General features: G+C 72.3%; 26 protein-coding genes and 1 pseudogene. 11 read left to right on the forward strand and 16 right to left on the reverse strand.

What is annotated here, in order from left to right; all coding sequences use genetic code 11:
• Positions 1 to 136: 136 nt before the first annotated feature.
• The 13 genes from ACZ60W_RS34785 to ACZ60W_RS34845 are packed head-to-tail and all read right to left on the reverse strand — an operon-like array spanning position 137 to position 12251.
• The gene (locus ACZ60W_RS34785; protein ID WP_469759411.1) at positions 137 to 892 is read right to left on the reverse strand and encodes a hypothetical protein; all 756 of its coding nucleotides are present in this window, start codon (positions 890 to 892) and stop codon (positions 137 to 139) included.
• Positions 893 to 938: 46 nt separating this feature from the next.
• Positions 939 to 1481 (reverse strand): nuclear transport factor 2 family protein, encoded by a 543-nt coding sequence (locus ACZ60W_RS34790; RefSeq protein ID WP_469759412.1) that lies wholly within the window; start codon positions 1479 to 1481, stop codon positions 939 to 941.
• Between the two features lie 26 nt (positions 1482 to 1507).
• Positions 1508 to 2281: a hypothetical protein gene (locus tag ACZ60W_RS34795; RefSeq protein ID WP_469759413.1), complete on the reverse strand. Its 774-nt coding sequence runs from the start codon at positions 2279 to 2281 to the stop codon at positions 1508 to 1510.
• Positions 2278 to 2793 carry a hypothetical protein gene (locus ACZ60W_RS34800; RefSeq protein ID WP_469759414.1) on the reverse strand — a complete coding sequence of 172 codons (516 nt, stop codon included), beginning with the start codon at positions 2791 to 2793 and terminating at the stop codon, positions 2278 to 2280. The genes ACZ60W_RS34795 and ACZ60W_RS34800 overlap by 4 nt, the downstream gene beginning before the upstream one ends.
• Positions 2790 to 4064 carry an MCE family protein gene (locus ACZ60W_RS34805; protein WP_469759415.1) on the reverse strand — a complete coding sequence of 425 codons (1275 nt, stop codon included), beginning with the start codon at positions 4062 to 4064 and terminating at the stop codon, positions 2790 to 2792. The genes ACZ60W_RS34800 and ACZ60W_RS34805 overlap by 4 nt, the downstream gene beginning before the upstream one ends.
• Positions 4061 to 5269: an MCE family protein gene (locus ACZ60W_RS34810; RefSeq protein ID WP_469759416.1), complete on the reverse strand. Its 1209-nt coding sequence runs from the start codon at positions 5267 to 5269 to the stop codon at positions 4061 to 4063. The genes ACZ60W_RS34805 and ACZ60W_RS34810 overlap by 4 nt, the downstream gene beginning before the upstream one ends.
• The gene (locus tag ACZ60W_RS34815) at positions 5266 to 6312 is read right to left on the reverse strand and encodes an MCE family protein (RefSeq protein WP_469759417.1); all 1047 of its coding nucleotides are present in this window, start codon (positions 6310 to 6312) and stop codon (positions 5266 to 5268) included. Before ACZ60W_RS34815 ends, ACZ60W_RS34810 begins: the two co-directional genes overlap by 4 nt.
• Entirely contained in the window at positions 6312 to 7358 is a 1047-nt protein-coding gene (locus ACZ60W_RS34820) for an MCE family protein (RefSeq protein ID WP_469759418.1), read from the reverse strand. The genes ACZ60W_RS34815 and ACZ60W_RS34820 overlap by 1 nt, the downstream gene beginning before the upstream one ends.
• Positions 7355 to 8410 (reverse strand): MCE family protein, encoded by a 1056-nt coding sequence (locus ACZ60W_RS34825; RefSeq protein WP_469759419.1) that lies wholly within the window; start codon positions 8408 to 8410, stop codon positions 7355 to 7357. Before ACZ60W_RS34825 ends, ACZ60W_RS34820 begins: the two co-directional genes overlap by 4 nt.
• Positions 8407 to 9660 carry an MCE family protein gene (locus tag ACZ60W_RS34830; RefSeq protein ID WP_469759420.1) on the reverse strand — a complete coding sequence of 418 codons (1254 nt, stop codon included), beginning with the start codon at positions 9658 to 9660 and terminating at the stop codon, positions 8407 to 8409. Before ACZ60W_RS34830 ends, ACZ60W_RS34825 begins: the two co-directional genes overlap by 4 nt.
• A 1-nt stretch (position 9661) precedes the next feature.
• Entirely contained in the window at positions 9662 to 10468 is an 807-nt protein-coding gene (locus ACZ60W_RS34835) for an MlaE family ABC transporter permease (RefSeq protein WP_469759421.1), read from the reverse strand.
• Positions 10469 to 10473: 5 nt separating this feature from the next.
• On the reverse strand, positions 10474 to 11238 hold the full coding sequence (locus tag ACZ60W_RS34840; RefSeq protein WP_469759422.1) for an MlaE family ABC transporter permease: 765 nt from the start codon (positions 11236 to 11238) through the stop codon (positions 10474 to 10476).
• Entirely contained in the window at positions 11235 to 12251 is a 1017-nt protein-coding gene (locus ACZ60W_RS34845; protein ID WP_469759423.1) for an ABC transporter ATP-binding protein, read from the reverse strand. Before ACZ60W_RS34845 ends, ACZ60W_RS34840 begins: the two co-directional genes overlap by 4 nt.
• Before the next feature lie 580 nt (positions 12252 to 12831).
• Between ACZ60W_RS34845 and ACZ60W_RS34850 the strand changes: the two genes are divergently transcribed.
• From ACZ60W_RS34850 to ACZ60W_RS34865, 4 genes are all read left to right on the forward strand, one after another.
• Positions 12832 to 13467 carry a hypothetical protein gene (locus ACZ60W_RS34850; RefSeq protein ID WP_469759424.1) on the forward strand — a complete coding sequence of 212 codons (636 nt, stop codon included), beginning with the start codon at positions 12832 to 12834 and terminating at the stop codon, positions 13465 to 13467.
• Positions 13468 to 13592: 125 nt separating this feature from the next.
• Positions 13593 to 15233: a DUF6801 domain-containing protein gene (locus ACZ60W_RS34855; protein ID WP_469759425.1), complete on the forward strand. Its 1641-nt coding sequence runs from the start codon at positions 13593 to 13595 to the stop codon at positions 15231 to 15233.
• Between the two features lie 85 nt (positions 15234 to 15318).
• Positions 15319 to 16263 carry a hypothetical protein gene (locus tag ACZ60W_RS34860; RefSeq protein WP_469759426.1) on the forward strand — a complete coding sequence of 315 codons (945 nt, stop codon included), beginning with the start codon at positions 15319 to 15321 and terminating at the stop codon, positions 16261 to 16263.
• 215 nt (positions 16264 to 16478) lie between these two features.
• On the forward strand, positions 16479 to 17687 hold the full coding sequence (locus tag ACZ60W_RS34865) for a PucR-like N-terminal domain-containing protein (RefSeq protein ID WP_469759427.1): 1209 nt from the start codon (positions 16479 to 16481) through the stop codon (positions 17685 to 17687).
• 54 nt (positions 17688 to 17741) lie between these two features.
• Here ACZ60W_RS34865 and ACZ60W_RS34870 read toward each other — a convergent pair whose 3' ends face one another.
• Complete coding sequence (locus ACZ60W_RS34870) at positions 17742 to 19115, reverse strand: cytochrome P450 (protein WP_469759428.1); 1374 nt, start codon at positions 19113 to 19115, stop codon at positions 17742 to 17744.
• Positions 19116 to 19347: 232 nt separating this feature from the next.
• Here ACZ60W_RS34870 and ACZ60W_RS34875 point away from each other — a divergent pair, with 232 nt between their 5' ends.
• Both ACZ60W_RS34875 and ACZ60W_RS34880 read left to right on the forward strand, forming a co-directional pair.
• Positions 19348 to 19815, forward strand: coding sequence for a VOC family protein (locus ACZ60W_RS34875; RefSeq protein WP_469759429.1), 468 nt, complete (start codon positions 19348 to 19350; stop codon positions 19813 to 19815).
• A 101-nt stretch (positions 19816 to 19916) separates the two neighbouring features.
• Positions 19917 to 20096, forward strand: coding sequence for a hypothetical protein (locus tag ACZ60W_RS34880; RefSeq protein ID WP_469759430.1), 180 nt, complete (start codon positions 19917 to 19919; stop codon positions 20094 to 20096).
• 169 nt (positions 20097 to 20265) lie between these two features.
• Here the strand turns inward: ACZ60W_RS34880 and ACZ60W_RS34885 are convergent, their stop codons facing one another.
• The gene (locus ACZ60W_RS34885) at positions 20266 to 21480 is read right to left on the reverse strand and encodes an acyl-CoA dehydrogenase family protein (RefSeq protein WP_469759431.1); all 1215 of its coding nucleotides are present in this window, start codon (positions 21478 to 21480) and stop codon (positions 20266 to 20268) included.
• Positions 21481 to 21642: 162 nt separating this feature from the next.
• Between ACZ60W_RS34885 and ACZ60W_RS34890 the strand changes: the two genes are divergently transcribed.
• The gene (locus tag ACZ60W_RS34890) at positions 21643 to 22290 is read left to right on the forward strand and encodes a TetR/AcrR family transcriptional regulator (protein WP_469759432.1); all 648 of its coding nucleotides are present in this window, start codon (positions 21643 to 21645) and stop codon (positions 22288 to 22290) included.
• Positions 22291 to 22333: 43 nt separating this feature from the next.
• Here the strand turns inward: ACZ60W_RS34890 and def are convergent, their stop codons facing one another.
• The gene (def, locus tag ACZ60W_RS34895; protein ID WP_469759433.1) at positions 22334 to 22894 is read right to left on the reverse strand and encodes a peptide deformylase; all 561 of its coding nucleotides are present in this window, start codon (positions 22892 to 22894) and stop codon (positions 22334 to 22336) included.
• A gap of 126 nt (positions 22895 to 23020) precedes the next feature.
• On the opposite strand from def, the gene ACZ60W_RS34900 reads away from it, so the two are divergent.
• The 4 genes and pseudogenes from ACZ60W_RS34900 to ACZ60W_RS34915 all read left to right on the forward strand — a co-directional run.
• On the forward strand, positions 23021 to 24268 hold the full coding sequence (locus ACZ60W_RS34900) for a Mur ligase family protein (protein WP_366301060.1): 1248 nt from the start codon (positions 23021 to 23023) through the stop codon (positions 24266 to 24268).
• A 19-nt stretch (positions 24269 to 24287) separates the two neighbouring features.
• Complete coding sequence (locus ACZ60W_RS34905; RefSeq protein ID WP_469759434.1) at positions 24288 to 25016, forward strand: type 1 glutamine amidotransferase; 729 nt, start codon at positions 24288 to 24290, stop codon at positions 25014 to 25016.
• A gap of 158 nt (positions 25017 to 25174) precedes the next feature.
• Positions 25175 to 26200 (forward strand): 6-phosphofructokinase, encoded by a 1026-nt coding sequence (locus tag ACZ60W_RS34910; protein WP_469759435.1) that lies wholly within the window; start codon positions 25175 to 25177, stop codon positions 26198 to 26200.
• 52 nt (positions 26201 to 26252) lie between these two features.
• A pseudogene (locus ACZ60W_RS34915) lies at positions 26253 to 26776 on the forward strand (hypothetical protein); the annotation flags it as partial.

Genomic DNA, 26776 nt, shown 5'->3' on the forward strand with positions numbered 1-26776 from the left:
CGGGGGACACCCTTCGAGATCGGAGAGGCGCGGCACCACCCCCCCCCCTCCCCCCTCTCCCCCGCCTAATCGCTCCCCCCCCCCCCCCCTCTCCCCCCCGGCGGCCGCCGGGGGCGACCGGCTCGCCCGGCCCGGCTCAGCGGCCGAAGGTGTCGATGTTCTCGACGAGCCAGCGGCCGTTCCGGTGCACGACGTCGACGGCGAACATCGCGCCGGCGTAGACGCCCTGGTCCCCGGCCGTGGTCTTCTTGCCCTTCGCCGGCGGGCCGGCCGTGCTCACGCTGCTCTGGTCCGCGTAGACCAGGACGCGGGCGCGGTCGCCGTCGATCCGCTCCACCGCGCTGTCGGTGACGGTCGTGGTGATCACCGTCTTCTGCCGGGCCGCCTGGGCGAGCACCCCGCCCAGCAGCGTCCCGTGCTGGGCGACGGCCTTGCCCGTGAGGAGCGTCGTGCGGGCCCGTTCGAAGGGGGCCGTGTCGGCGTGGTCGTACGAGAAGAGCGCCGCGACGGCCGCCCCCGTCTGCCCCTTGATCTCGCTGGTGCGGGCGAGGTCCGTGAGCGCGGTGTTGCCGCGCGCGGGGTCGTCGCGGAGGGCGCCCGCCCTGCTGTGGGCCCAGCCGGCGAACCCGCCGAGCAGGAGCGTCAGGACGCACAGGACGACGAGCGGGATGCGGCCGGCCGTCCGGCCGCCGGTCCCCTCCCGGGTCCCCGTCTCCGCCTTCGGCACGTCGGGCGTCTCCCGTACGGCCTTCGGCGCCGGCCAGTGCCCGGTGCGCGGGCCGGGTTCCGTGAGCAGGCCCGCGGGCGTGCGCGGCCGGCCGGCCGGTGCCTGCTGTTCGGCGAGGGCGGCCCGGCGGCGCTGGCGGTTGAGGTGGTGGCGGGGCGTCGGCATCGTGCGTGTCCTTTCGGGTGCGGGCGGCTGTCGCGGGAGGGCCGGGTCAGCCGCCCGCCGTGCCGCCCACCGGGGCCTGCCCCAGCGCGCTGAGCTTCCAGTGGCCGTCGGTGCGGGTGAGTTCGCCGAGCATGCGGCTGTCCTTGTCCGTGCTCTTGCTGTCGGGCGTGGTGACGGTGATCCGCAGGGCGACGAGCAGCCGGGCCCGCCCCGCCCGGTCGTCCAGCTCCGTGACGGCCCCGGACAGCACCCGGGCGGTGGTCACCGTGCGCGCGGTGCGCACCTGGCCGGTGAACTCCTCGCGGCCCTCGACCAGTTGCCGGTGCAGTTCACCGGTCGTGGAGGACTCCCAGAGGTCGAGGCCCTGCTCCACCCGCTGGTGGTCGAGGGTGTTGAGGTTCTGCACGGCCTGCTCCCCGGCGGCGAGCGCCTCGTCGCGCTGCACGGCGTACGCGGCGGAGTCGTCGTGGGCGGCGGCGTACCAGTCCCGGCCGGTCCAGGCCGCGGAGGCGCCCGCGGCGAGGGTGAGGACGAGGGCCACGGCCAGGGCCGGGCGGATGCCCGCCGGGGTGCGGACCGGACGCGTCATGGGGTGCTCCCGTCTCCCGCTCATGGTCAGCGGGCCTCGATGTCGACGATCAGCCACCGGTCTCCCCGGAGGGTCGCGGTGACGGTGAGCTGGGCCGCGGCGGACGTGACGGTCCCCCCGTCCCGACCTGCCGTGCCCTGAGGCGCGGCGTCGCGGCGGGAGGTCTGGTCGAGGAACACGAGGAGGCGCGCGCTGTCCCCGTCGAGTGCGATCACGCCGGTGCGGACGGTCTGGGTGCTGAGGGTGACGCGCTGCTCGACGAGCTGCGCGCGGACCTGGGCGAAGAGGTCCTTGTACTGGCGGGCCGCGCGTCCGGCGAGGACGGTCGCGGCGGAACGCTCCACGGCGTCGTCGCTCGTGGGCGTGTAGGAGAAGATCCGGGCGAGGCCCTCGCCGACGTCGCCGCCGACGCGGGCGGTGGCGCCGGCGTCGGTGAGCGCCGCGTTGCGCGCCGAGGGGGTGGACCGGAGCTGGTGGGCGCCGTGGAAGAAGGCGCTTCCGGCGACGAGGAGGGCGGCGACGGCCGCGGCGAGGGCGGCCGTGCGCCGGGTGACGGCGAAGCGGCGGTGGGCGACGGGCGGGGCGGCCCGGGGGTCGTCGCCGTCCCCGGCCGCTGCCTCGCCTTCGCCGTCGCCGTCGCCGTCGCCCTCGCCGTCCACGTCATCGTCGGCGCCCGCCTCCGCGCCGACGTCCGCTTCCGCTTCCGCTTCCTCTTTCTCTTCCGCGACCGCCGTTCCGTCCTCGACGGGGGTACCGGCCTTCGTGTCGGCCTTCTCGGTTCGGCGCAAGAGCCGCGTCATTCGTCCTCGCCCTCCTCGGCCCCGGCGACGGGGACCGCGCTCAGCGCCGCGACCTTCCAGGTGTGCTCGCCGGTGCGCGTCAGAACCGCCTCCAGGCGCTTGCGGTCGGTGGTCGCGGCGCCGCCGCCGCGCGGGGTGACGTCGACGCGGACGGTCGCGATGAGTTTCGCCGTACCGGCCCTCGCGTCGAGCGCGGTGAGGGCGGCCTCGGTGACCGTGGCGCGCGCCGAGGCGCCCACCGCGGGTGCGGTGCGCGCGAGTTCGGTGCGCAGCGGTCCGGTCGACGCGTCGCGCCAGGCCCGGATGCCCGCCTCGGCGTGCTCGCGGGTCGAGGCGTCGAGGGAGTTGAGGACCGTGAGGCGGTCGCGGCCCTCGGCGAGCGCCGTGTCCCGCTCCCGGCCGAAGGCGAGTCCTTCGTCGGTGCGGGCCTGCGCGTAGGTCCAGGCGCCGGTACCGCAGAAGCCCAGCGCGACGACGAGGGCCCCGGCGCCCAGGAGCCGTCCCCGCCTCATCGGGACCCCCCGGCGGGCAGGCCGAGGAGGCCGGCCAGGTCGGTCGGTCCGCCGTTCTGGCCCGGCAGCGCGAGCGCGCCGGGCAGGGTCTGCCGGGTGTCCGTCGTGGTGGGCGCGCGCCCCGGGGGCAGGGAGCCCGGCCGGGCCGGTACGGGGACGGCTCCGCCCTTCGGCGCGTGGGCCGAGCCCCGAACGTTGATCCCGGCCGCGGCGGAGCCCGTACAGGCGGCGCCGGTGTTGAGGGCGGGTGCGGTGCCCAGGTCGAGACCGTTGCGGTAGCGCGTCGCGCCGTATCCGGCGGTGCAGGGCAGGGGCTTGAAGAAGGTGACGGCCATGCCGAAGTTCATCCGGCCTCCCTGGACGGCGGTGGCTCCCGCCGAGACGGCCGCCGGGTACTTCACGAACAGTTCCTCCATGCCGCGCTGCCGGGTGACGGCGATCTCCGAGGTGGTGAGGAGGTTGGCCAGGACGACGCCGAGGCTCGGGTCGAGATCGCGCAGGAGCCCGCTGACCTGGCCGGTGGCGTCGGGGGTGACGGCGAGGAGGCGGCGCAGGTCGGCGTCGGAGCCCTTGAGGGTGGTGGCCAGGGTGCGCGCGCCGGTGGCGAAGTCGCGGATGGCGCGGCTCTCCTCGGCCTGGGTGCGCAGGACGACCTCCCCGTCGTCGATGAGCCGGGTGGTGGCCGGCAGCGAGGCGTCGGCGGCCTGGACGAAGCGGCTGCCGCTGTCGAGGAGGGCCTGGAGGTCGTCGCCGTGTCCCTGGAACGCCTTGCCGAGTTCGTCGACGACCGTGCGCAGGGACTCCAGGGGTACCGAGCGCGTGAGGTCGTTCATGCTCGCGAGCACGTCGGTGACGGGTGCCGGCACCTGGGTGTCGGACTGTTCGATGCGGGCGCCGTCGGCGAGGAAGGGGCCGCCGTCGCTCTCGGGGCGCAGGTCGATGTACTGCTCGCCGACGGCGGAGAGTCCGGCGACCACGGCCCGCGCGTCGGCGGGGATCCGGGGGGCGGACTTCTTGATGCGCAGTTCGGCCACGACGCCTTCGGCGGTCAGGCCGATGTCCCCGACGCGTCCCACGGAGACGCCCCGGTAGGTGACGTCGGAGTGGGTGAACAGGCCGCCGGTGCGGGCGAGGTGGACCCGCACGGTGTAGTGGTCGGCGACGCCCGCGTAGCGGCCGAGGTCGGCGTAGCGGACGCCGACGAAGCCGAGGACGAGGACCGCGATGACGAGGAAGGCGAGGTTCTTGAGCCGTACGCTGCGGGTGATCACCGGATCTCGCCCCCGTCCTTCGGCGGAGCGGCCGGGGGCAGCGGCAGCGGGTTCGCGCTCGCGGTCCCGCTGCCCGTCCCGGTGCCGCGGCGGGCGCCGGGGTCCGGCTCGGACGGCGTGGGTGCGGGGGTGGGCGTGGGCTCGGTCCTGGGGATCAACGGCGGGATCACCTGCGTTCCCGGGGCGGCGGCGAGGTGCAGATAGGTGTTGAGGTAGTCGCCCTTGATGCCGCGCAGCACCTCGTCGGTGAAGGGGTACGTGAGCAGGACCTGGAGCGATGCGGGCAGGTCGGCACCGGCGTCCGCGAGTGCCGTGAGGGTGGGCGCGAGGGCCTTGAGGTCGGCGACCATGTCCTTCTTGCTCGCGTCGATGGTGGTGACGGCGACCCCGGACAGGGTGTCCAGGGCGCGCAGCATGGTCAGCAGGGAACCCCGCTGTCGCTCCAGGGTCTTGAGGCCGGGCGAGAGGCGGGTGAGGACCGTGTCGACGTCCTTCTTGCGGCCGGCGAGGGTGGCGGAGAGCCGGTTGAGGCCGTCGAGTGCGCGGGTGATGTCGCCGCGGTGGGCGTCCAGGGTGGTCACGAGGGTGTCGACCCGCCGGAGCATCGAGCGGACCTCGGGTTCGCGTCCGCCGAGCGCCGCGTTGAGTTCGCGGGTGATGGTCTTGAGCTGGTTGACCCCACCGCCGTTGAGGAGCAGGGAGAGCGCGCCGAAGACCTCCTCGACCTCGGTGTTGCGGCTGGTGCGGGCGATCGGGATGACGCTGCCGTCGGTGAGGCGGCCGCCGTCGTCCTTGGGCGGGGCGACGAGCTGGATGTACTTCTCGCCGAGGAGGCTGGACTGTTCCAGACGGGCGCCCGCGCCGGCGGGCAGCCGGACGTCACCGTTGATCTTCAGGGTGACGCGGGCGGACCAGCTGTCGTTCGTGCCGAGCTCGATGGCGGTGACGCGGCCGACGGCGACGTCGTTGACCTTCACCGCGGACTGCGGCACGAGGCTGAGCACGTCGTCGAGTTCGGCGGTGACCGTGTAGGGGTGGGAGCCGAGGTCGGCGCCGCCGGGCAGGGGCAGGTCCTCGATGCCGTCGAACCGGAAGGGGTTCCCGGGGGTGACGCCGAGGACGACGGCGAGCCCGACGCCGAGTGCGATCACGCCGAGGGCGCCGGCTCCGGCGGCCCGCCGGGTCGGCGGGGCGGGGCGCCTCATCGCTCCCCCTTTCCGTCCGCGGTGGCGGGGGAACCGCCGGACGAGGCCGAGCCGCCGGCGACCGGCAGCGGGAGCAGGGGTCCGCCCAGGCTGATCTCGTTGAGGTTGGCGCGGCCGTCGATGGTCCGGGTGTCCTTGTTGTAGGCGTTGACGACGTTGGAGGCGGCGAGCGGGCCGACGTCGAGGGCCTCCGCGAGGGAGGCGCGCTGGTCGACGAGGGTCTGGGTGAGGGGGACGAGGCGGTCGACGTTCTTCTTCAGTTCGCCGCGGTTGTCCTGGATGAATCCCTTGACCTGGACGAGGGCCTTGCCGAGTTCCTTGAGGGCGCCGGCGAGGTCGTCCTTGTTCTCCGCGAAGTAGCCGACGACCTCGGCGAGGCGCTCCTGCGCGGTGCGGACGTCGCCGTCCTTGTCCTTGAGCATGGTGGTGAAGGTCTGGAGCCGGCCGAGGGTGGTGAAGAGGTCGTCGCTGCTGCCGTCGAGGGTCTTGGCGGCCTTGCCGAACTCCTGGAGGGAGGTGCCGATGGACGTGCCGTTGCCCTTCAGGTTCTTCGCGCCCGTCTCCAGGAGTTCGGACAGGGCGCCGGTGGAGTTGGCGCCGTCCGGTCCGAGGGCCCGGCTCAGTTCGGTGATCGAGTCGTAGAGCTGGTCGATCTCGACGGGAGTGCGGTTGCGGTCGGCGGGCAGTTCCGCGCCGTCGGCGAGCGCGGGGCCGGTGCGGTACGCGGGGGTGAGCTGCACGTACCGGTCGGCGACGATGCTCGGGGCGACGACGAGGGCCCGGGCGTCGGCGGGGACGCGGACGCCCTCGTCGAGGTGGAGCCGGACGCGCACCCGGGTGCCCCGCGGCTCCACGGACTCGACCTCTCCGACGTGGACGCCGAGGATCCGCAGGTCGGAGCCGGCGTAGATGCCGACCGTCCGGTCGAACCAGGCGGTGATCCGGGTGCCGTCGTCGCCGAGGACGCGGACGGCGACGAGACCGCAGGCGGCGAGCAGGACGAGGGCGAGCCCGGCGACGAGGGGCCTTCTGGGTCTGGTCATCATTCACCGCTCCCCTGGGCCGCCGCCTTCGGTCGCGGCGGCAGGCATCCGGTCGTGGGCTGCGCGTTCTCGGGCAGATAGGTGCGGGGCACCACGCCGCACAGGTAGCTGTCGAACCAGCGGCCGCTGCCGAGGGTGTTGCCGACGAGCCGGTAGTACGGGCCGATCAGCGCGAGCGTCCTGTCGAGCTTGCCGCTGTTCTTCTCCAGGACTCCGGTGACGCGGCTGAGGGCCTTGAGGGTGGGGCCGAGCTGCCGGTCGTTGTCCTTGACGATGCCGCTGAGTTCGGTGCCCAGCGCCCTGCTGCCCTTGAGGAGGGCGCGGATGGCGTCGCGGCGCTTCTGGAGTTCGCCCAGCAGGGAACCGCCGTCCTCGATGAGGGTCTCGAAGCTGGACTTCTTGTTGTCCAGGGTCTGGGTGAACTTCCTGCTGTTCGCCAGGAGCCGGGCGAGTTCGGCGTCGCGCTTGGAGACGGACTTCGACAGTGCGGAGAGGCCGGTGGCGGCGTTGCGGACGTGCGGCGGCGACTTCTCGAAGGTGTCGGAGATCGTCTCGAAGCTCTTCGCGAGCTGGGCGGTGTCGATGGCGTCGACGGTTCCGCTGAGGTCCTGGAATGCCTGGGTGACGTCGTAGGGGGAGGTGGTGCGCGACTGTGGGATGCGGGTTCCCGGGTCCTGCCGTTCGGAGCCCAGCGGGTCGAGCGCCAGGTACTTCTCGCCGAGGAGGGTCTTGATGGCGATGGCGGCCGTGGAGCGGTCGCCGACCCAGGCGTCGCCGACCTCGAACGTCACCTTGACCTTGGCGCCGTCGAGGGAGACCCCGGTGACCCGGCCGACCTTGACGCCCGCGATGCGGACCTCGTCGCCGGCGTCGAGTCCGGCGGCCTCGGAGAAGTCGGCGCTGTAGCTGGTGTCGTCGCCGACGAGGGGCAGCCGTTCCACGTTGAACGCCAGGGCGGCGACCAGGGCGAGGAGGAGCAGTCCGGCGACGGCGACGGCGACCGGGCTGCGCTCCTTGACCGGAGTGAACCGGGGGCGGGGGCTCATCCGCGGCACCTCGCCTCGGTCACGGTGATCCCGGTCGGCGGCTTCGATCCGTCGGAGGTTCCCACGCCTGTCACGCGCGCCTCGCAGAGGTAGAGGTTGAACCACGATCCGTACGAGGACAGCCGGGCCAGGGCGGTCAGCTTGGCGGGGGTGCGGGCCAGGAAGGTCTCGATGGCGGGGGTGTGCTCGCCGAGGGTGCCGGAGAGCCGGCCGAGTTCGCGGATGTCCTTCTTGAGGGGGGCCCGCGCCTCCTGGAAGAGTCCGGCGGTCGTCGTGGTGAGGTCGCCGATGGCCTGGACCGCCTCGCCGAGGGGTTTGCGGTCGGCGTTGAAGCCGGTGACGAGTTTCTGGAGGGTGACGACGAGCTCGCCGAAGGCCGCCTCGCGGTTGTTGAGGGTGCTGAGGACGGTGTTGAGGTGGGTGACGACCTGGCCGATCACCGCGTCCTTGGCGGCGACGGTCCTGGTGAGGGAGCCGATGTGGCGCATCAGGCTGTCGACGGTGCCGCTCTCGCCCTGGAGGACCTGCACGAGCGAGCCCGCGAGGTCGTTGACGTCGGCGGGCGAGAGCCCCTCGAAGAGCGGCTTGAACCCGTTGAAGAGCAGGGTCAGGTCCAGGGCGGGGGTGGTGCGGTCGAGCGGGATGGTGTCGCCGTCGTGCAGGGTGCCGGTCAGGTCGCCGCTGCCCCGGCCGAGGGAGACGTACCGCTGCCCGACCATGTTGAGGTACTTCACGGCGGCGGTCGCCGAGCGGGGCACGGAGCGGTCCTCGCGGACCGAGAAGGTGACCTGGGCGGTGCGCCGTTCGACGACGCGCACGTCGGTCACCTCGCCGACCTTCACTCCGGCGATGCGCACGGAGTCGCCCTTGACGAGCCCGGTGACGTCGGTGAACAGCGCCTTGTAGGAGCGGGTGGCGGAGCCGACGCCGGTGTCGGCGATGCTGAGACCGAGGATGGTGGTGGCCAGCGCCGTGACCAGGACGAAGGCGAGGGACTTCAGGAGCGTGCCGGTCAGTCCGCGCCGGCGGGTGTGGCTGGGCGCCGTCGTCATCGGAGGGTCACCTCCGCCCCGCGGAACGCCGGGCCGACGAGCGTGCTGCTCCAGTCCGGCAGGTCTCCGGGCCGCTTCTTCGCCCCGGGGGCGAGGAGTTCGTTGACGAGGTCGTTCTCCTGCGGGGAGTTGGCGGGCCCCAGGTCCTGGTCGGCCGCGGCGGAGGCCCGGACGGCGGGTGCGACGGGGATGCCGAGGTAGGGGACGGGGTAGCAGCGCGGACCGCCGCCGGAGCCGTACGACGGGGTGTCGCGGCCGGGGACGTACGCGCCGCGGGAGGGCACGGTGGTGACGTCGACGTGCAGTCCCGGCTGGTTCGTCCCCTTGCCGAGGGCCTTGTCCATGGCCGGTACGAACTGGGCCAGGGTGCGCAGGGTGCAGGGGAAGGAGGGCGCATACTCGGCGAGCAGCTGCACCGTGGGGCGGCTGGTGGCACTGAGCCGGATGATGTTGTTCTTGTTCTGGCGCAGGAAGGCGGTGAGGTCCTGGGCCGTCCCGGTGGCGGCGCCGAGGGCGCCGGAGAGGTCCGCCTCCTTCTCGGCGAGGGTGCCGCTGGTGGTGGTGAAGTCGGTGAGCGCCGTGACGATGTCCGGGGCGACGTCGGCGTAGAGGTGGCTGACCTTCACGAGTTCTTTCAGGTCGCGGGTGAGGGCGGGCAGGTGGGGGTTGAACTCCCGGAGGTGGGCGTCGAGCAGGGTGAGGGTGTCACCGAGCTTGTCGCCGCGCCCCTCCAGGGCCTGGGAGACGGCCGACAGGGTGGCCGAGAGCTTCTGCGGCTGGACGGCGGTGAGCAGGGGCAGGACGTTGTCGAGGACCTGCTGGAGTTCGACGGCGTTGCCGGAGCGGTCCTCGGGGATGACGGCGCCGGGGCCGAGCGGCCCGGCCTGGGAGTCGCGCGGCGGGACGAGGGCGACGAACCGTTCGCCGAAGAGGGTGGTGGGCAGCATCTGGGCGCGCACGTCGGCGGGCACGTGCCGGAGGGTTCCGGGGCGCATGGCGAGGGTGAGCCGGGCCCGGCCGTCGGTGGCGTCGATGGCGCGGACCTCGCCGATGACGACGCCGCGGAGTTTGACCTCGGCGCCGAGGTGCATCTCGTTGCCGACGCTGCCGGTCTCGACGACGATCGGGTCGGAGTCGGTGAACTCCTTCTGGTAGACGGCGACCGCGAGCCAGGCGAGCAGCGCGGGCACCAGGAGGAAGACGACGCCGGCGAACCGGCGGCGCAGGATCTCGGCACGGGAGTCGCTCATCTCACCCCGCCACCTTCACGGTCGTGGTCGCGCCCCAGAGGGCCAGCGACAGGAAGAAGTCGGTCACGCTGATCAGCACGATGGCGTTGCGCACGGAGCGGCCGACGGCGATGCCGACGCCGGCGGGGCCGCCGGAGGCGCGGAAGCCGTAGTAGCAGTGGGCGACGATCACCATCACGCTGAAGATCAGCACTTTCAGCACCGAGAGCAGGACGTCCGTCGGTGACAGGAAGAGGTTGAAGTAGTGGTCGTACGTGCCCTGGGACTGTCCGTTGAACAGGACCGTCACGTACCGCGAGGCGAGGTAGGAGGAGACCAGGCCGATCGCGTACAGCGGGACGATGGCGACGACACCGGCGATGATGCGGGTGGTGACGAGGTACGGCATGGAGCGGATGCCCATGCCCTCCAGGGCGTCGACCTCCTCGTTGATGCGCATGGCGCCCAGTTGGGCGGTGAATCCCGCGCCGACGGTCGCCGAGAGGGCGAGCCCGGCGACGAGCGGGGCGATCTCGCGGGTGTTGAAGTAGGCGGAGACGAAGCCGGTGAAGGCCGCGGTGCCGATCTGCTCCAGGGCGGCGTAGCCCTGGAGGCCGACGACGGTTCCGGTGAAGAGCGTCATCGCGATCATGACGCCGATGGTGCCGCCGATGACGCCGAGGCCGCCGGAGCCGAAGGCGACCTCGGCGAGCAGCCGTTGCACCTCCCTGAGGTAGCGGCGCAGGGTCCGCGGGATCCACAGCAGGGCCTTCACGTAGAAGAGGAGCTGGTCACCGGACCGGTCGAGCCAGACGAAGGGGGAGGCCATCCGTCTCAGCCTCCCTTCGGCGGGACGATCTGCAGGTAGATGCCCGTCAGCACCATGTTCACGAAGAACAGCAGGAGGAACGTGATGACGACGGACTGGTTGACGGCGTCGCCGACCCCCTTGGGGCCGCCGCGGGGGTTGAGTCCCCGGTAGGCGGCGACGATGCCGGCGATGAACCCGAAGATCAGCGCCTTGAGTTCGCTGATGTAGAGGTCGGGGAGCTGGGCGAGGGCGGAGAAGCTGGAGAGATAGGCGCCGGGGGTGCCGCCCTGGAGGACGATGTTGAAGAAGTAGCCGCCGAGGGTGCCGACGACCGAGACCATGCCGTTGAGCAGCACGGCGACCGCCATGGTGGCGAGGACGCGCGGGACGACCAGCCGCTGCACGGGCGAGACGCCCATGACCTCCATCGCGTCGAGCTCCTCGCGGATCTTGCGGGAGCCGAGGTCGGCGCAGATGGCGGAGCCGCCGGCGCCGGCGATCAGGAGGGCGACGATGAGGGGGCTGGCCTGCTGGATGACGGCGAGGACGCTGGCGCCGCCGGTGAACGACTGGGCGCCCAGCTGCTGGGTGAGCGAGCCCACCTGGAGGGCGATCACGGCGCCGAACGGGATGGAGACGAGCGCGGCCGGCAGGATGGTGACGCTGGCGACGAACCAGAACTGCTCGACGAACTCCCGGAACTGGAAGGGGCGCCGGAAGACGGCCCTGGCCACCTCGACGGCGAGGGCGAAGAGCCGGCCGGTCTGCCGCAGCGCGCCGGTGATCACGAGCCGCTCCCGGTGTGGCGCTCCCGCCGGGGCAGGGTGTACACCGTGTCGTCCCGGGCGTAGGTGTCGCGGATGGCGGCCTGGGCGGCGGGCGGCAGCCGGTCGAGCATGCCGAGGACGCGCTCGCGGCGGCGTCCGACGGCCGCGCGCGGCGGGAGGCCGGGCGAGGGTTCCAGCTGCGGGACGATGACGCGGGGCGCGGCCGGGTGGTGGGCGTGGTGGTCCAGTTCGGCGGCGAGCAGGGCGGCGTCCTTCTCCTCGGACATGCCGATGGGGCCTTCGCGGCGGCCGGCGAGGAACTGGGTGACGACCGGTTCGTCGCTGGTGAGGAGGACCTCGCGCGGGCCGAAGGTGACGAGGTTGCGCCGGAAGAACATCCCCATGTTGTCGGGGACGGTGGCGGCGATGTCCAGGTTGTGGGTGACGATCAGCATCGTCGCGTCGATGCGGGCGTTGAGGTCGATGAGGAGCTGCGACAGATAGGCGGTGCGGACCGGGTCGAGTCCGGAGTCCGGTTCGTCGCAGAGGACGATCTGCGGGTCGAGGACGAGGGCGCGGGCCAGTCCGGCGCGCTTGCGCATGCCACCGCTGATCTCGCCCGGCAGCTTCCCCTCGGCGCCCAGCAGGCCGACGAGTTCGATCCGCTCCATGACGATGCGCCGGATCTCGGACTCCCGCTTGCGGGTGTGCTCGCGCAGCGGGAAGGCGATGTTGTCGAAGAGGGTCATGGAGCCGAAGAGGGCGCCGTCCTGGAACATGAGGCCGAAGAGTTTCCGGGTCTCGTAGATGTCCCGTTCCGGGCTGCTCACCATGTCGACGCCGTTGATGAGGACACGGCCCTGCTGGGGTTTGAGCAGTCCGATGAGCGATTTCAGGAAGACCGTCTTCCCGGTACCGGAAGGGCCGAGCATCACGCTCACCTCTCCGGCCGGCAAGGTCAGGGTCACGTCCTGCCAGATATTCTGCTTGCCGAAGGACATGGTCAGACCCTCAACGACTACCTCGATTCCCATCCCACCTCCAGCAAGCGTGCGTCGGGGGTGCGCCGCGGGCGCACGTTAAGTCGGTGCGGATCACTTGGACAAGGGGTGTGGCGCAAAATCCTTGATCCGCTTCCGTATGTGTCACCGCGGAGACAAAGCCCGGGTTCGACTTTGTCAGCACGGAGACACATGAACGGGCCGACCTGCGGCTCTGATGGCCGCCGGGGGAACGTTACGGCCGAGTAACCTCCTCCGGCAATACCGGATCCGGAGTTTTCGGCGACAGTCTGCGGGCGGCCTGGCTCTTATCAGGCGGGAGACAATTACTTTTCGCCGCTTGTCACCCGGGAGAGCAATGCCGATTCCGGCCACCCCTGATCGATCATAATTGTCGACAATGCGCACCGCGGAACCAAGGCGATTCCGGCCACCGCTCACCCGCTTGACAGGCAATTAGCCTTCTTCAAAGAATCATGGACTGCGGCATTGTTCAGCTAAGTTTCTCGCAAGTAACGTCAGGTTTCGCGGCCGAGAAATACCGGGCCGCCGGTCGCTCCCCCACCGCGGCCGCACCCTCAGCTGGTCAATCCCCAAGGAGAGTCCGGGACCCATGAAGAAGCAGATCACACACTTCGCCGTCGTCGCCGGGGCGGCCACCGCCGCGTTCGCCCTCGCCGCCGGCCCCGCCTCGGCCGTGCCGTCGACGGTATGGACGGTCAACCCGACGCCCGCCAGCTTCACGGCGACCAACAGCGGCAACGTCGTCCTGAGCGTCAACGGCATCGCCATGACGTGTACGAACTCGAAGGCCTCGGGCACCATGGCGAGCACCACGGGCAACCCGGCGACCGTCGCCTCCATCAGCGCCATCGCCTTCGGCGCCACCGGCGCGCCCTGCACCAGCGTCCTGGGCAACGTGACCACCGTCGCGACCACCCCGTGGACCGTGGTGGCGCAGGACTACACCGCCGCGACCGGAGTCACCAAGGGCTACGTCGGCAACGTCGACGCCAAGGTGACGGTCGGCGCCTGCGTCTTCCGCGTGACGGGCAAGGCCTCCGGCACGTACACCAACTCGACGGGCAAGCTGTCGGTCAACAGCGTCACCGGCGAACTCACGGTCGTCTCCTCGACCAACTGCGGCTCCGCCGTCCCGGTCGGCGCCAAGCCGCTCTTCAAGGGCGACTACCTGGTCAAGGTGGCCAACACCACCACCATCCCGACGATCGTCGGCTCCAACCCGTAGAGCGCGCGAGCCCGCGTCCGCCCGGCCGGCGACCCCGGCCGGGCGGACGCGGGCCGTCCGCGCCCCGGCGGTCTTCCCTTCGCGCGCACACCACGCTCGCGCGCACGATCCGAGCGGAGTACCAGATGAGAGGCCAGCGAGCCGTCCTGCGGCCCTCCCGCGCCCAGACGCGCGGCGCGGCGATCGCCGCACTCGTGGCACTCGCCCCCCTCCTCCCCGCGGCGGCCGTGGCCCTGGGCTCCCACGAGGTCGACAGCCGGCTCCCCTACCTCTGCACCCTGCCCTCGGGGCCCCATGCCGCGACGGTACGGATCAGGGCCACCGTCCCCGACCGGGCGACCGTCGGCGAGACGATCGAGGCGACCGGCGTCAGCACGACCCTGGAACTCCCGGCCGCCGTCGCGGCCGAACTCACCGCCCTGGAGGCCGCGACGGTACGGGCGGAGACGGCGCTCACCGTCGCCGTGGGCCAGAACGGCGCGAGCACGGAGGCCGCGTGGCCCGGCACGGCCCAGCCCGCCGCCGTACCCGCCGAGGGGCCGCTCACGCTCACGAGCACCGGCGACGTCCCCGCGCTCACGACGGGCACCGCCGGCGACCTGACCCTCGGCGCCGGAAAGCTCACCGTCGGCCTGGCCACGAGCAAGGCCGACGGCACGCCCACCACCCCGGAGTCCCTCACCGTCAGCTGCGTCCCCGGACCGGACGCGGAGGGCCGGACGCTGCTCGCCGGGATACCCGTCACGCCCGGCTCCCCCGCCACCCCCGGCCCGGGCGGGCCGGCCACTCCCCCGACCGCTCCCTCCTCGGTCCCGCCCTCCTCCTCGGCCTCGGCCCCGGCCGACCCCTCCGGGCAGCCGTCGGCCCCGGCCGGTCCGGGGAAGCCGGGCGGACCGACCGGGGCGACGGACCCGGTGTCCGCCGGGCACGCCGGACAGAGCCCGAGGGTGACGCCCGGGAGCATGCCCGGCGCCACCGCCGACCGCCCGAAGGCACCGCCCTGCGTGACCGAGAAGCCGACCCCGACCTCGCTCTCCGCGTACATCACCGGTTACTCCAACGTGCGCAAGCTCGACGGCGCCTCGCTCATCCCGGTGTCCTGCGTCCAGCTCGAACAGGGCGAGCCGGTGATCGACTTCCGCCCGGACGGCACCCTGCACCTCCTGCAGAAGTCGGAGGGCTCCCTCCTGTACCAGGGGCGCAAGCAGTCCCCGCCCTTCCGGTCCACCTTCCTGACCTTCGGCTTCGCGCCCACGACGGCGACCCTGGTGCTGGAGCAGGCGGGACCGCTGACCGTCGAGTCGGACGTCCTCCTCGTCTTCCCCGACAACATCGCGGAGACCTACGTCCGGGTGCCCCTCGTCCTGCGCGTCCTCGACGTCGAGGTCAACGGCACCCCGCTGGACGTCGGCCCCGACTGCCGCACGGTCACACCGCTCAGCTCCCCCGAGCCCCAGCCCGCCAAGTACCCCGGTGCCCACCTGGTGCTGCTCGGCAAGGGCCAGCTCCTGAACGGCACCGACGCCACCGGCTACGTCCTCACCAGCGGCGGACCGCTCACCGGCGAGGTGACGGTCCCGGCGTTCAAGGGATGCGGCGCCGGAGGCGAGAACCTCGACCGGCTCCTCACCGCCTCCATCTCCGGCCCCGGCAACCACATCCGGCAGGTCCAGGGCCAGACCTGCGCCGTGGGCGTGGACGTGCCCACCGAGGGCCAGTGCACCGCGGACCGCCAGCCGTACGTGATCCCCAAGCCCGAGCGCTGAGCCCGCGCCCCGGCCGGTCGCCTCCCCGCTCGCCCCGCACCCCGGCACGCCCAGCACCCCACACCCCACCACGAAAGGCACCGTCATGCCCCTCGTCTCCTCCCGCACGCGCCTGGCCACGCTCTCCGCCCTGACGGCGCTCGGCGCCTTCGCCTCCATCGGTACGGCGACGGCCGGCAACCCGCAGCTGAACGGCGCCTGGGGACCGTCCACCCGCTGCCCCGTCGACGCGGGGGCGATGATCGCCTCGGACGGTCTCGACACCTCGCCGCAGTGCGTCGTCTCCTACTCCACCAGCGGCTCCATCAAGCTGGGCAACACCACCGTGCCGACCGGCAGCACCAACCTCCAGATCGGCGTCGTCCAGAACGCCGACGGCACCAGCACCGTCGCCGCCCCCGCCGAGGGCGCGCTCATCGCCGCCCCGGCCAATGTCCCCGGCGGCCTGCTCGGGCTGATGTGTCCCAGTGACATCCCGTTCATCAGCGACATCTGCCGCCAGCTGACCGACGCCAAGCTCAACAAGATCACCGCCACCATGGAGTCGGTCGGCACCCCCTCCGACTTCGACCAGATCGCCGGCGTCCTCACCGACAAGCCGATCGTCTCCATCCCGGTCCGCATCCGCCTGGAGAACCCCTTCCTGGGCGGCAACTGCTACATCGGGACGAAGGCCAACCCGATCATCCTGCGCCCGAGCAACCTCACCTCGCCCGACTTCGGCGTCGAACGCTTCGACGGCGACGGCACCCCGAACGAGGAGGGCGACATGAGCCGCCTCAACATCCTCGGCTCCACCCAGAGCGACAAGACCTTCGCCGTCCCCGGCGCCAGCGGCTGCGGCCTCGGCTGGTTCGGCCTGATCGACGCGGCCGTCAACCTCAAGACGGGGCTGCCCTCGGCCGCCGGCAAGAACAGCCTCACCCTCAACAACACCCAGACCCACCTGACGGGCCTCTTCGCCCCCGGACTCGCCGCCCCCGACGCGGGCAGGACCCTCTCGCGGAACTGGCACTCCGCCGTCCGGTAACGGCCATCCAGGGGCGATTCCCGGCCTTCTAGGTAAGCGCGTACCCCTCCGGCGCGCCAACTCTTGCTCAACGTGTGTACAGCACACAGCAGGTGACCTAGCTTCAGCAGATCACGTTGGTACGCACCTGACGACCAAGGCGGCGCCCACCACGCCAGGCTGGGCTCCGCACCGTCGCTCCCCCACCGGTCGCGCAGGAGAGCAAGGGACGGTTCATGCCCGCAATCGCCCATTCGCCGGACATCGGTGAACCGCTCGACCCGCTCCCCAGGGAGTTCGCCGCCTTGATGAGGCCGGAGATCCCCGGCCTCATCAAGGAGATCGGGATGGAGGTCCAGCGGACCTACCCCGTGTACGCCCACCTCTTCAACGGGCCGCACTCGGACGCGATCCGCCAGGGCGTGGAGCAGGCGCTCGCCGCCTTCGTGGAGCGGGTCGCCGACCCGGGGACGAACTCGGCCCTCCGGGACGAACTGCTGCGCAAGTTCGGCCGCGTGGAGGCCTACGAGGGGCGCGACCTCGACACGCTGCTGGGCGCCTACCGCCTGGGCGCGCGTGTCGCCCTGCGCCGGGCCAAGATCATCGGACGTACGTACAACCTCTCGCCCACCCTGATCCTCGCCTTCGCGGACGCCCTCTTCGCCTACGTCGACGAACTGGAGGCGCTGTCCCGCGAGGGCTACGCCATGGTCCAGAACCGCGCGGTGTCCGACGTGGCCGCACTGCGAAGACAGTTACTCCACCTGGTCGTCGCGGGCCCGCCGTTGCCCCGGGCGACCATCGCCGAGCTGTGCCGGGACGCCTCCTGGCAGCTCCCCGCCGAGTGCACCCTGGTCGCCCTCCGTCCGCCGCTCGCCGACCGCGTCCAGGCGGGACTCGACCGCGACGTCCTCGCCGACCTCAGCCTTCCCCAGCCCTACCTGCTCATCCCCGACCGGCTGACCGCCGACCGCATGGCGATGCTCGGCTCCGCCCTGGCCGGCACCTCCGCCGTCGTCGGCCTGACCGTGCCGCCGGCCCAGGCCGCGCACTCCATCCGCTGGGCCCGGCGCGTCCTCCAGCTCATCGACGACGGCGTCGTCGCCGACGCACCCCTCGTGCGGTGCGAGGACCACCTGACAACGTTGTGGCTGCTGTCCGACCCGGCGCTGATGGCCCAGCTCGCCCGGCGCGAACTCGCCCCGCTCGACGAGCTGTCCGGCACCCGGCGCGACCGGCTGATCGAGACCCTGCGCGTCCACGTCTCCACCCGGGCGCCCGCCGAGCAGGTCGGCGAGATGCTCGGCGTGCACGCCCAGACGGTCCGCTACCGGCTGCGGAACCTGGACAGCCACTTCGGCGACCGGCTCCTCGACCCGGACCACCGGTTCGCCCTCGAAGCGGCCCTGCGCGCACTCCACCTCGGCGGGAGACGCACGGACTGAGCCGGGCCGCGTCCGCACGCGCGCGGAGCGGCCCGGACCGCGGGGCGACGCTCCCTAGGGCGTCCTGGGCGTCAGGCGGCAGCGGGCCGGGCCCGCCGCCTGCAGGGTGATCGCGGGCGCCACCGGCACCACGGTGTCGACGGCCTCGACGTCGTACCGCTGGAGGATCATCGCCAGCGCGATCACGGACTCCAGCATCGAGAAGTGCTGGCCGATGCAGGCCCGCGGGCCGCCGCCGAAGGGGAACCAGGCGTAGCGGGGGCGGGCGGCCTCCGCCTCGGGCGTGAAGCGGTCCGGGTCGAAGCGCTCCGCGTCCTCCCAGTAGTCCGGGTGCCGGTGGGTGACCCAGGGGGCGACGATGACGTCCGCGCCGGCCGGGATCGCGACGTCGCCGATCCGGGTGGCGGCGACGGCGCGGCGCCCGATCACCGGGGCGGCCGGGAAGAGCCGCATGGCCTCCTTGAGGACCCGGGTGACGTACGGCAGGGCGTCGAGGTCCGCCGCGCCGGGGGTACGGCCGGCGAGGACCCGGTCCACCTCGTCCTGGGCCCGCTTCCGCTCCTCCGGGTGCAGGGCGAGGAGGTGGAGGGCGAAGCCGAGGGAGGTGGCGGTGGTCTCGTGGCCGGCGAGCAGGAAGACGAGGACCTGTTCGCGCAGCTCGGTCGCGTCGAAGCTGCCGTCCTCGGCGCTCTCGGCCTCGACGAGGAGGGTCAGCAGGTCCTCGCCGTCGCCGGGGGGACGGCCCGAGCCGCGGCGCTCGGCGATGATGCGGTCGCAGACCTCGTACAGCGCCCGGTGGACGGAGGCGGCCCGGCGGTTGCCGGGGGTCGGCCAGTCGCGGGGGACGTTGAGCGGGGAGTAGCCGCGGCGCAGGACGTAGGCGCCGACGTCCGGGAAGTTGTTCTCGACGATCTCGACGGCCGCGTCGACGTCGGTGCCGAAGAGGATGCGGGCGACGGCGCGCAGGGAGAGGCGCGTCATGGCCTGGAGGACGTCGACGGTGTCGTCGCCGGCGTCCCGCCACTCCTCGGTGAGGGTGGCGGCCTCCGCGGCGATGGCGGCGGCGTAACCGTCGACCCGGCGGCGGGTGAAGAGCGGCTGGACGAGCCGGCGCTGGCGGCGGTAGTCCTCGTCCTGGCTGGTGAGGAGCCCGTTGCCGAAGGACTCGCGGACCTCCTGGTAGAAGGCGTTGTCCTTGCGGAAGTTGGCCGACTCCCCGGCGAGGACCTGCTGCGCTCCCTCGGCGGAGAACACGCCGTACACGGTGGCGCGGATTCCGGGCGGCCCGACCGTGATCCGGACGACGTCGCCGTGGTCGCGCCGGGCACGGAGGAAGGTGCCCAGGGAGTCGTTCTTGAGGTCGAGCAGGGAGCCGAGCAGCGGAAGCCCCGGGAGACGGGGCGCTTCGGTCCCGGTGGTGATGGCCATGAACGGTTCCCCTCGATCGTCGCCTGACGGGCGATTGTCCCGCAGGAGGTGACTCACGGGTAGGGATGTTCGAACAGCAGACCTGATCTGGCCTGTCGGCCGGATCCGGGCGGTCCTCGGCGGTGCCCGGGGGCGACCGTGGAGCGGCGCCGTCCGTCCACGGGCCGGGCGGCGCCTTCCGGCCGTCCCGCGGGTCCGGGCGGCTGTCAGTGGCGTCTGAGAGGCTCGCCGCATGGAGCGTCCGGAGATGACCCTGCAACTGACCATCGACTGCGCGGACCCGCAGCGCCTGGTGCCTTTCTGGCTGGAGGCGCTGCGCTACGTCCCCGATCCGCCGCCCGGGGGCCACGCCACCTGGCGGGAGTACTGGGAGGCGATCGGCGTCCCCGCGGACGAGCTCGGCGAGGACGCCGGGGAGCTCCCCGAGTCCATCGTGGACCCGAAGGGCGTGGGCCCCCGGGTCTGGTTCCAGCGCGTCCCGGAGCCGAAGACGGTCAAGAACCGCGTCCATCTCGACCTCAAGGTCGGCGGCGGCCGGGACGTGCCGCTCGCCCTCCGCCGCGCGCGGGTGGACGGCGAGGTGACGCGGCTCACGGCCCTCGGCGCGACGATCCTGTACGCGATGGACGAGCCGAACGGCATGGACTACTACGCGGTGGTCCTCCAGGACCCCGAGGGCAACGAGTTCTGTCTCGTCTGACGTCGTCGCGAGCGCGGGCCGGACCTCCGCTCCGGCGGCGTGGCGGAACGCACGTCCGAATCCTGCGTGCTTTGTCAGACCCAGGCCCTAGCCTTGGGTGCATGTCCGATCACCACAGAGAGCCCCCGAGCCCCGCAGCCCTGAACGACGCCATCCGCACCCTGTGGGTGCGCGCCGGCGAGCAGCAGCGTCCCCTGACCGCCGACGAGCAGCGGATCTATCAGGTACTCGTGGCAGCGTGGGCCGAGGCGACGCAGGCCGAGCAGGGCCTCGCGGCCTAGGCTCCGCCTCGCGTCGACCGGACTCTCCGACGCGCGCGTCCCGCGCCGGGCGGCCCGCCCCCGAGGGGGCCGCGCCCGGCTGGTGAAGGCCCGCACCTCGACGGTGCGGGCCTTTGCCGTCGGCGCTCCCGCGTGCACGTCCCGCAGGACGCTCCGGCGGCGCGCCGGCCTACTTCGCGATGGCGCGGCTGATGACCATCCGCTGGATCTCGCTGGTGCCCTCGAAGATGGTGTAGATCGCGGCGTCACGGTGCATGCGCTCGACCGGGTACTCGCGGGTGTAGCCGTTGCCGCCGAGGATCTGGATGGCCTGGGCGGTGACGTTCTTGGCGACCTCGCTGGCGTAGAGCTTGGACATGGAGCCCTCGGCGGCCGTGAAGGGCTTGCCGGCGGTCGCCATCCAGGAGGCGCGCCACACCAGGAGGCGGGCGGCGTCGATCTGGGTGGCCATGTCGGCGAGCTGGAAGGCGACGCCCTGGTTCTCGATGATGGGGCGGCCGAACTGGACGCGGGTCTTCGCGTAGTCGAGGGCGACCTCGTACGCGGCACGGGCGGTGCCGACGGCCATGGCGCCGACGGCCGGGCGGGAGGCCTCGAAGGTGGCCATGGCGGCGTTCTTCACGCGCTCGCCGCCCGCCTTGGCCTTCTCCCGGGAGCGGGCGAGGCGCTCGTCGAGCTTCTCCTTGCCGCCGAGGAGGCAGTGGCCGGGGACGCGGACGTCCTCCAGGACGACCTCGGCGGTGTGGGAGGCGCGGATGCCGTGCTTCTGGAACTTCTGGCCCTGGGAGAGGCCGGGGGTGTTCGGGGGCACGATGAAGGAGGCGTGGCCCTTGGAGCCGAGCTCGGGGTCGACGACCGCGACGACGACGTGGACGTTGGCGATGCCGCCGTTGGTCGCCCAGGTCTTGGTGCCGTTGAGGACCCACTCGTCCTTGGCCTCGTCGTAGACGGCGCGGGTGCGCATGGAGGCGACGTCCGAGCCGGCGTCGGGCTCGGAGGAGCAGAAGGCGGCGACCTTCACGTCGTTCGCGTCGCCGTACATCTGGGGCACCCAGGTGCCGATCTGCTCCTCGGTGCCGTTGGCGAGGACGCCGACCGCGGCGAGGCCGGTGCCGACGATGGAGAGGGCGATGCCGGCGTCGCCCCAGAAGAGCTCCTCCATCGCCATCGGGATGCCGAGGCCGGTCGGGTCGAAGAACTGCTGGGCGTAGAAGTCGAGGGAGTAGATTCCGAGCTTGGCGGCTTCCTGGATGATGGGCCAGGGCGTCTCCTCACGCTCGTCCCACTCGGCGGCCGCGGGGCGCATCACGTCGGCGGCGAAGCCGTGCAGCCAGTCGCGGACCTGCTTCTGGTCCTCGTTGAGTTCGAGCGCGAACTCGCCCATGTGCCCTCCCAGCGGTATGTTACTTGCGGTAACACCAGTCTGTTACCGGCGGGTAGGGGCTGTCAACCAGCAGGGAAGCACTTCGGCCCGACCGGCATCCGCTCCCGGCCGGGTGTTACGTTGCGACAGCCTCACGGAATCGCACGGGCGGGGAGACACGCTATGGACATCGCACACCGGACCACCGACCGGCAGACGCCCGCCGAGCAGCGGCGGCGCGAGCTGCTGGAGGCGGCGGACCGGGTGGTCCTCCGCGACGGCCCCAAGGCGTCCATGAACGCGATCGCGGCGGAGGCGGGCATCACCAAGCCGATCCTCTACCGCCACTTCGGCGACAAGGGCGGGCTCTACCGCGCCCTCGCGACCCGGCACACCGACGCCCTGCTGTCCGCCCTGCGGGCCTCCCTGGACGCCCCCGCCGACCGGCGCCGCCGCGTCGCGGCCACCCTCGACACCTATCTCGCCTCGATCGAGGCGATGCCCCAGGTCTACCGCTTCCTCATGCACCCCGCCGAGGAGTCCCACCAGGCCGAGCAGGGCTTCGACGTCGGCCGCCACTCCGCCCCGCTGCTCCGCCGCATGGGCGAGGAGCTCGGCCAGGTCATCGCCGAGCGCGTCGACCTCGGCCCCGCCGCCCAGGTCCAGGCCCGCATCTGGGGCCACGGCATCGTCGGCATGATGCACGCGGCCGGCGACTGGTGGCTCGGCGAACGCCCCTGCACCCGTGCCGAGCTCGTCGAGAGCCTGGCCGACCTGCTCTGGGGCCGTCTGGCCGCGGCCGACGACCTCGCGGGCGGCCCGGGCTTCTAGGCGGGCCGACCGCGGCCGCGGGACCCGGCCGGCGCCCGGACCCTCACGCCTTCGGGGCAGCCGCCTTCGCGCCCCACGGCTGCCTGCGGATCGTGCGCAGCAGACGTGACTTGCGCCACCCGGTGACACGGTCGGCGTAGACCCCGCCGTCGAGGTGGTCGGTCTCGTGCTGGAGGCAGCGGGCGAAGAAACCCGTGCCCTCGATCCGCACCGGAGTGCCGTCCAGGCGCACGCCCTCGACCACCGCACGGTCGTGGCGGGGCGTCGGGGCCTCCAGGCCGGGCAGCGAGAGACAGCCCTCGGGGCCGCGGATCACGTCGCCGTCCGCCTCGACCAGCCGCGGGTTCACCACGTGCCCGAGGTGACGGATCTCCTCGTCGTCGGGGCAGTCGTACACGAAGACGCGCAGGCCCACGCCGACCTGGTTCGCCGCCAGGCCCACGCCGTTCGCCGCGTACATCGTGGCGAACATGTCCTCGACCAGCCGGGCCAGTTCGGGTCCGAAGTCGGTGACGGGCGCGCAGGGGGTGTGCAGCACGGGGTCGCCGAGCAGGGTCATCGCTCGGACGAGGCCGGAACTGCCGGGGATGGGGCGGTTTCGCATGGCCGTAAGGGTACGGTCCGCTGTGACCTCCCGGTTTCGGGCGGGCGCTCGACGGTGCCGCTGTTCGGGCTGCTGGCCGGATCTCGATAGGCTGAGCCCGGACCGACGCAAGGAGGAACAAGAACGATGTCAGGACACCCCGGTAATCCAGAGCCGCTTTCGCCGCGCGCCAAGCTGGCCGTGACGGCGGGCAAGGCCGCGGCCGCGGTGTCGCGTGCGGCGGGACGCGGCAGCGGATCGGTGATCGGCGGCCGGGTGGCGCTGAAGCTCGACCCGGACCTGCTCGGGCGGCTCGCGCAGCATCTGGACGTCGTCCTGGTGTCGGCGACCAACGGCAAGACGACGACGACCCGGCTGATCGCGGAGGCCCTGCGGGCCGCCGGACCCGTGGTCTCCAACGCACTCGGCGCCAACATGCCCGCGGGCATCACCTCGGCGCTGGCGGGCGGCTCGGAGTCCAAGTACGGCGTCATCGAGGTCGACGAGAAGTACCTCGCCGGCGTCGCCCGCGACACCACGCCCAAGGTCATCGCGCTGCTCAACCTCTCGCGCGACCAGCTCGACCGCGCCGCCGAGACCCGGATGCTCGCCGAGAAGTGGCGCGAGGGCCTCAACGGCACGAAGGCCGTGGTCGTCGCCAACGCCGACGACCCGCTGATCGTGTGGGCCGCCTCCTCCTCCCCCAACGTGGTGTGGGTCGCCGCGGGCCAGGAGTGGAAGGACGACGCCTGGTCGTGCCCTGCCTGCGGCGGTGTGATGCAGCGTCCGGGCGACGACTGGTTCTGCGGCGAGTGCGGCTTCCGCCGTCCGGCGCCGAGCTGGGCGCTCAGCGGCGACCACGTGCTCGACCCGCACGGCTCCGCCTGGCCGATCCGGCTCCAGCTGCCCGGCCGCGCCAACAAGGCGAACGCCGCCACCTCGGCCGCCGTCGCCGCGGTCTTCGGCGTGCCGCCGCAGGTCGCCCTGGAGCGCATGTACCAGGTGCAGGCCGTCGCCGGACGCTACGACGTGGTGTCCTTCCAGGGCCGCGACCTCCGGCTGCTGCTCGCCAAGAACCCGGCCGGCTGGCTCGAGACGTTCTCCCTCATCGACGGGCCGCCCGCCCCGGTGATCCTCTCCGTGAACGCGCGGGGCGCCGACGGCACGGACACCTCCTGGCTGTGGGACGTGGACTACGGCCGGCTCGCCGGCCACCCGATCATGGTGATCGGCGACCGCCGGCTCGACCTGGCGGTCCGGCTCGAGGTCGCGGGCGTGGACTTCCGCGTCTGCGACACCCTGGACGAGGCCGTCACGATGGCCCCGCCCGGGCAGATCGAGCTGATCGCCAACTACACCGCCTTCCAGGACGTCCGCCGCCGCGTCGGCAACTGACCCGTAAAGGACTTGCAGCATGAGTGACAGCAGCCTGCGCCTGGTCTGGGTCTACCCCGACCTGCTCAGCACCTACGGCGACCAGGGCAACGTCCTCGTCGTGCAGCGCCGCGCCGAGCAGCGCGGCCTCAGCGTCGAGCGGGTGGACGTCCGCAGCGACCAGCCCATCCCGACGTCCGGCGACATCTACCTGATCGGCGGCGGCGAGGACCGTCCGCAGCGGCTCGCGGCCGAGCGGCTCCTGCGGGACGGCGGCCTGCCCCGCGCCGCGGCCAACGGCGCGATCATCTTCTCGGTGTGCGCCGGGTACCAGATCCTGGGCCACGAGTTCATCAACGACGTCGGCGAGCGCCAGCCCGGCCTGGGCCTGCTCGACGTGATCACGACCCGCGGCGAGGGCGCCCGGTGCGTCGGCGACGTCCTGGCGGACATCGACCCGCGCCTCGGCCTGCCCCAGCTGACGGGTTTCGAGAACCACCAGGGCATCACCCATCTCGGCCCGACGGCCCGGCCGTTCGCGCGGACCGTCTTCGGCAACGGCAACGGCACGGGCGACGGCACCGAGGGCGCGTACAACGACACCGTCTTCGGCACGTACATGCACGGCCCCGTCATGGCCCGCAACCCGCAGATCGCGGACCTGCTCCTGAAGCTGGCCCTCGACGTCAACGCGCTGCCGCCCACGGACGACCGCTGGTACGAGGCGCTGCGCGCCGAGCGCATCGCGGCGGCCACGCAGCCCGCCTGAGGCACCGTACGGGCCTCCCGGGGCCTCTCGTACGAACGTACGTTGTCCACTGTGCGGACATCCGGTTCGGCCCCACCACCCTGCGGCTATAGGGTGGCGGGGATCCAGCCGGACGACGTGGTCCGGGAGTCGGCCCACGTTGCAAAGGTTTTTGGGCTATGCGCATTGGCGTGCTCACCTCCGGCGGAGACTGCCCCGGTCTGAACGCTGTCATCCGTTCCGTCGTGCACCGCGCCGTCGTCGACCACGGCGACGAGGTCATCGGCTTCCACGACGGGTGGAGGGGCCTCCTGGAGTGCGACTACCGGAAGCTCGACCTCGACGCGGTCGGCGGCATCCTGGCCCGCGGCGGCACCATCCTCGGCTCCTCGCGGGTCCAGCCCGCGCACCTGGTCGGCGGCGTCGAGCGCGCCAAGGGCCACGTCGCCGACCTCGGTCTCGACGCCATCATCCCGATCGGCGGCGAGGGCACCCTGAAGGCGGCGAACCTGCTCTCCGAGGCGGGTCTGCCGATCGTGGGCGTCCCGAAGACCATCGACAACGACATCGCCTCCACCGACGTCACCTTCGGCTTCGACACGGCCGTCACCGTCGCCACCGAGGCCCTCGACCGGCTGAAGACCACCGCCGAGTCGCACCAGCGGGTCCTCGTGGTCGAGGTCATGGGCCGCCACACCGGCTGGATAGCGCTGCACTCCGGCATGGCCGCCGGCGCGCACGCCGTGGTCGTCCCGGAGCGCCCCTTCGACATCGACGAGCTGACCGCCCGGGTCGGCGAGCGCTTCGAGGCCGGCAAGCGGTTCGCGATCGTCGTCGTGGCCGAGGGCGCGAAGCCGCGCGAGGGCTCGATGGACTTCAAGACCGCCGGCACCGACATCTACGGCCACGAGCGCTTCACCGGGATCGCCAACCAGCTCTCGGTCGAGCTGGAGCGGCGCCTGGGCAAGGAGGCCCGCCCGGTCATCCTGGGCCACGTCCAGCGCGGCGGCACCCCGACCGCGTACGACCGCGTCCTCGCCACCCGCTTCGGCTGGCACGCGGTCGAGGCCGCGCACCGGGGCGAGTTCGGCATGCTGACCGCGCTGCGCGGCACGGAGATCACGATGGTCCCGCTGGCCGAGGCCGTGGAGACCCTGAAGACGGTCCCGTCCGACCGGTACGCCGAGGCGGAGTGCGTGCTCTGACCCGACGCCACGGCGTGAGTCCCGCCTCTACCTGTCGCTGGAAGACAACCTGATGCGCATCTTCGCCTCTGACTGGGTGCAGAAGGCCATGCGCATGATGGGCATGAAGGAAGACGACGTCATCGAAGACCGCCTGGTCAGCCGCCAGATCGAGAAGGCGCAGCGCAAGGTCGAGGCCCACAACTTCGACATCCGCAAGAACCTGCTGGACTTCGACGACGTCAACAACGACCAGCGCAAGGTGATCTACGCCCAGCGCGACGAACTGCTGGACGCCGAGTCGGTGAAGGACAACGTCGACGGCATCCGCGACGACGTGATCTTCGACGTGGTGGCCCGCTTCGTGCCGCCGAACTCGATCGACGAGCAGTGGGACCTGCGTGGCCTGGAAGCGACCCTGGAGTCGGACTTCGGCCTGCAGATGTCGCTGACCGACCTGGTCAAGTCGCACGAAGAGCTGGACGCCGAAGCCATCGCCGCCAAGGTGCAGGAGCGCGTCAACCAGCACTTCGCCGAGAAGGAAGCCGGCGTGGGCGAAGAGACCATGCGCGCACTGGAGAAGCACGTGATGCTGAC

The sequence above is a fragment of the Streptomyces sp. NPDC104202 genome (assembly GCF_055584185.1).

Bases quoted from the DNA above. Each gene is read 5' to 3' on its own strand.
- ACZ60W_RS34835 (WP_469759421.1), bottom strand. From the start codon at position 10,468: ATGGCCTCCCCCTTCGTCTGGCTCGACCGGTCCGGTGACCAGCTCCTC.
- ACZ60W_RS34870 (WP_469759428.1), bottom strand. From the start codon at position 19,115: ATGGCCATCACCACCGGGACCGAAGCGCCCCGTCTCCCGGGGCTTCCG.
- ACZ60W_RS34900 (WP_366301060.1), top strand. From the start codon at position 23,021: ATGTCAGGACACCCCGGTAATCCAGAGCCGCTTTCGCCGCGCGCCAAG.
- ACZ60W_RS34865 (WP_469759427.1), top strand. From the start codon at position 16,479: ATGCCCGCAATCGCCCATTCGCCGGACATCGGTGAACCGCTCGACCCG.
- ACZ60W_RS34795 (WP_469759413.1), bottom strand. From the start codon at position 2,281: ATGACGCGGCTCTTGCGCCGAACCGAGAAGGCCGACACGAAGGCCGGT.
- ACZ60W_RS34790 (WP_469759412.1), bottom strand. From the start codon at position 1,481: ATGACGCGTCCGGTCCGCACCCCGGCGGGCATCCGCCCGGCCCTGGCC.
- ACZ60W_RS34825 (WP_469759419.1), bottom strand. From the start codon at position 8,410: ATGACGACGGCGCCCAGCCACACCCGCCGGCGCGGACTGACCGGCACG.
- ACZ60W_RS34815 (WP_469759417.1), bottom strand. From the start codon at position 6,312: ATGACCAGACCCAGAAGGCCCCTCGTCGCCGGGCTCGCCCTCGTCCTG.
- ACZ60W_RS34890 (WP_469759432.1), top strand. From the start codon at position 21,643: ATGGACATCGCACACCGGACCACCGACCGGCAGACGCCCGCCGAGCAG.
- ACZ60W_RS34850 (WP_469759424.1), top strand. From the start codon at position 12,832: ATGAAGAAGCAGATCACACACTTCGCCGTCGTCGCCGGGGCGGCCACC.
- ACZ60W_RS34860 (WP_469759426.1), top strand. From the start codon at position 15,319: ATGCCCCTCGTCTCCTCCCGCACGCGCCTGGCCACGCTCTCCGCCCTG.
- ACZ60W_RS34875 (WP_469759429.1), top strand. From the start codon at position 19,348: ATGGAGCGTCCGGAGATGACCCTGCAACTGACCATCGACTGCGCGGAC.
- ACZ60W_RS34880 (WP_469759430.1), top strand. From the start codon at position 19,917: ATGTCCGATCACCACAGAGAGCCCCCGAGCCCCGCAGCCCTGAACGAC.
- ACZ60W_RS34910 (WP_469759435.1), top strand. From the start codon at position 25,175: ATGCGCATTGGCGTGCTCACCTCCGGCGGAGACTGCCCCGGTCTGAAC.
- ACZ60W_RS34800 (WP_469759414.1), bottom strand. From the start codon at position 2,793: ATGAGGCGGGGACGGCTCCTGGGCGCCGGGGCCCTCGTCGTCGCGCTG.
- def (WP_469759433.1), bottom strand. From the start codon at position 22,894: ATGCGAAACCGCCCCATCCCCGGCAGTTCCGGCCTCGTCCGAGCGATG.
- ACZ60W_RS34810 (WP_469759416.1), bottom strand. From the start codon at position 5,269: ATGAGGCGCCCCGCCCCGCCGACCCGGCGGGCCGCCGGAGCCGGCGCC.
- ACZ60W_RS34855 (WP_469759425.1), top strand. From the start codon at position 13,593: ATGAGAGGCCAGCGAGCCGTCCTGCGGCCCTCCCGCGCCCAGACGCGC.
- ACZ60W_RS34830 (WP_469759420.1), bottom strand. From the start codon at position 9,660: ATGAGCGACTCCCGTGCCGAGATCCTGCGCCGCCGGTTCGCCGGCGTC.
- ACZ60W_RS34785 (WP_469759411.1), bottom strand. From the start codon at position 892: ATGCCGACGCCCCGCCACCACCTCAACCGCCAGCGCCGCCGGGCCGCC.
- ACZ60W_RS34845 (WP_469759423.1), bottom strand. From the start codon at position 12,251: ATGGGAATCGAGGTAGTCGTTGAGGGTCTGACCATGTCCTTCGGCAAG.
- ACZ60W_RS34885 (WP_469759431.1), bottom strand. From the start codon at position 21,480: ATGGGCGAGTTCGCGCTCGAACTCAACGAGGACCAGAAGCAGGTCCGC.
- ACZ60W_RS34905 (WP_469759434.1), top strand. From the start codon at position 24,288: ATGAGTGACAGCAGCCTGCGCCTGGTCTGGGTCTACCCCGACCTGCTC.
- ACZ60W_RS34820 (WP_469759418.1), bottom strand. From the start codon at position 7,358: ATGAGCCCCCGCCCCCGGTTCACTCCGGTCAAGGAGCGCAGCCCGGTC.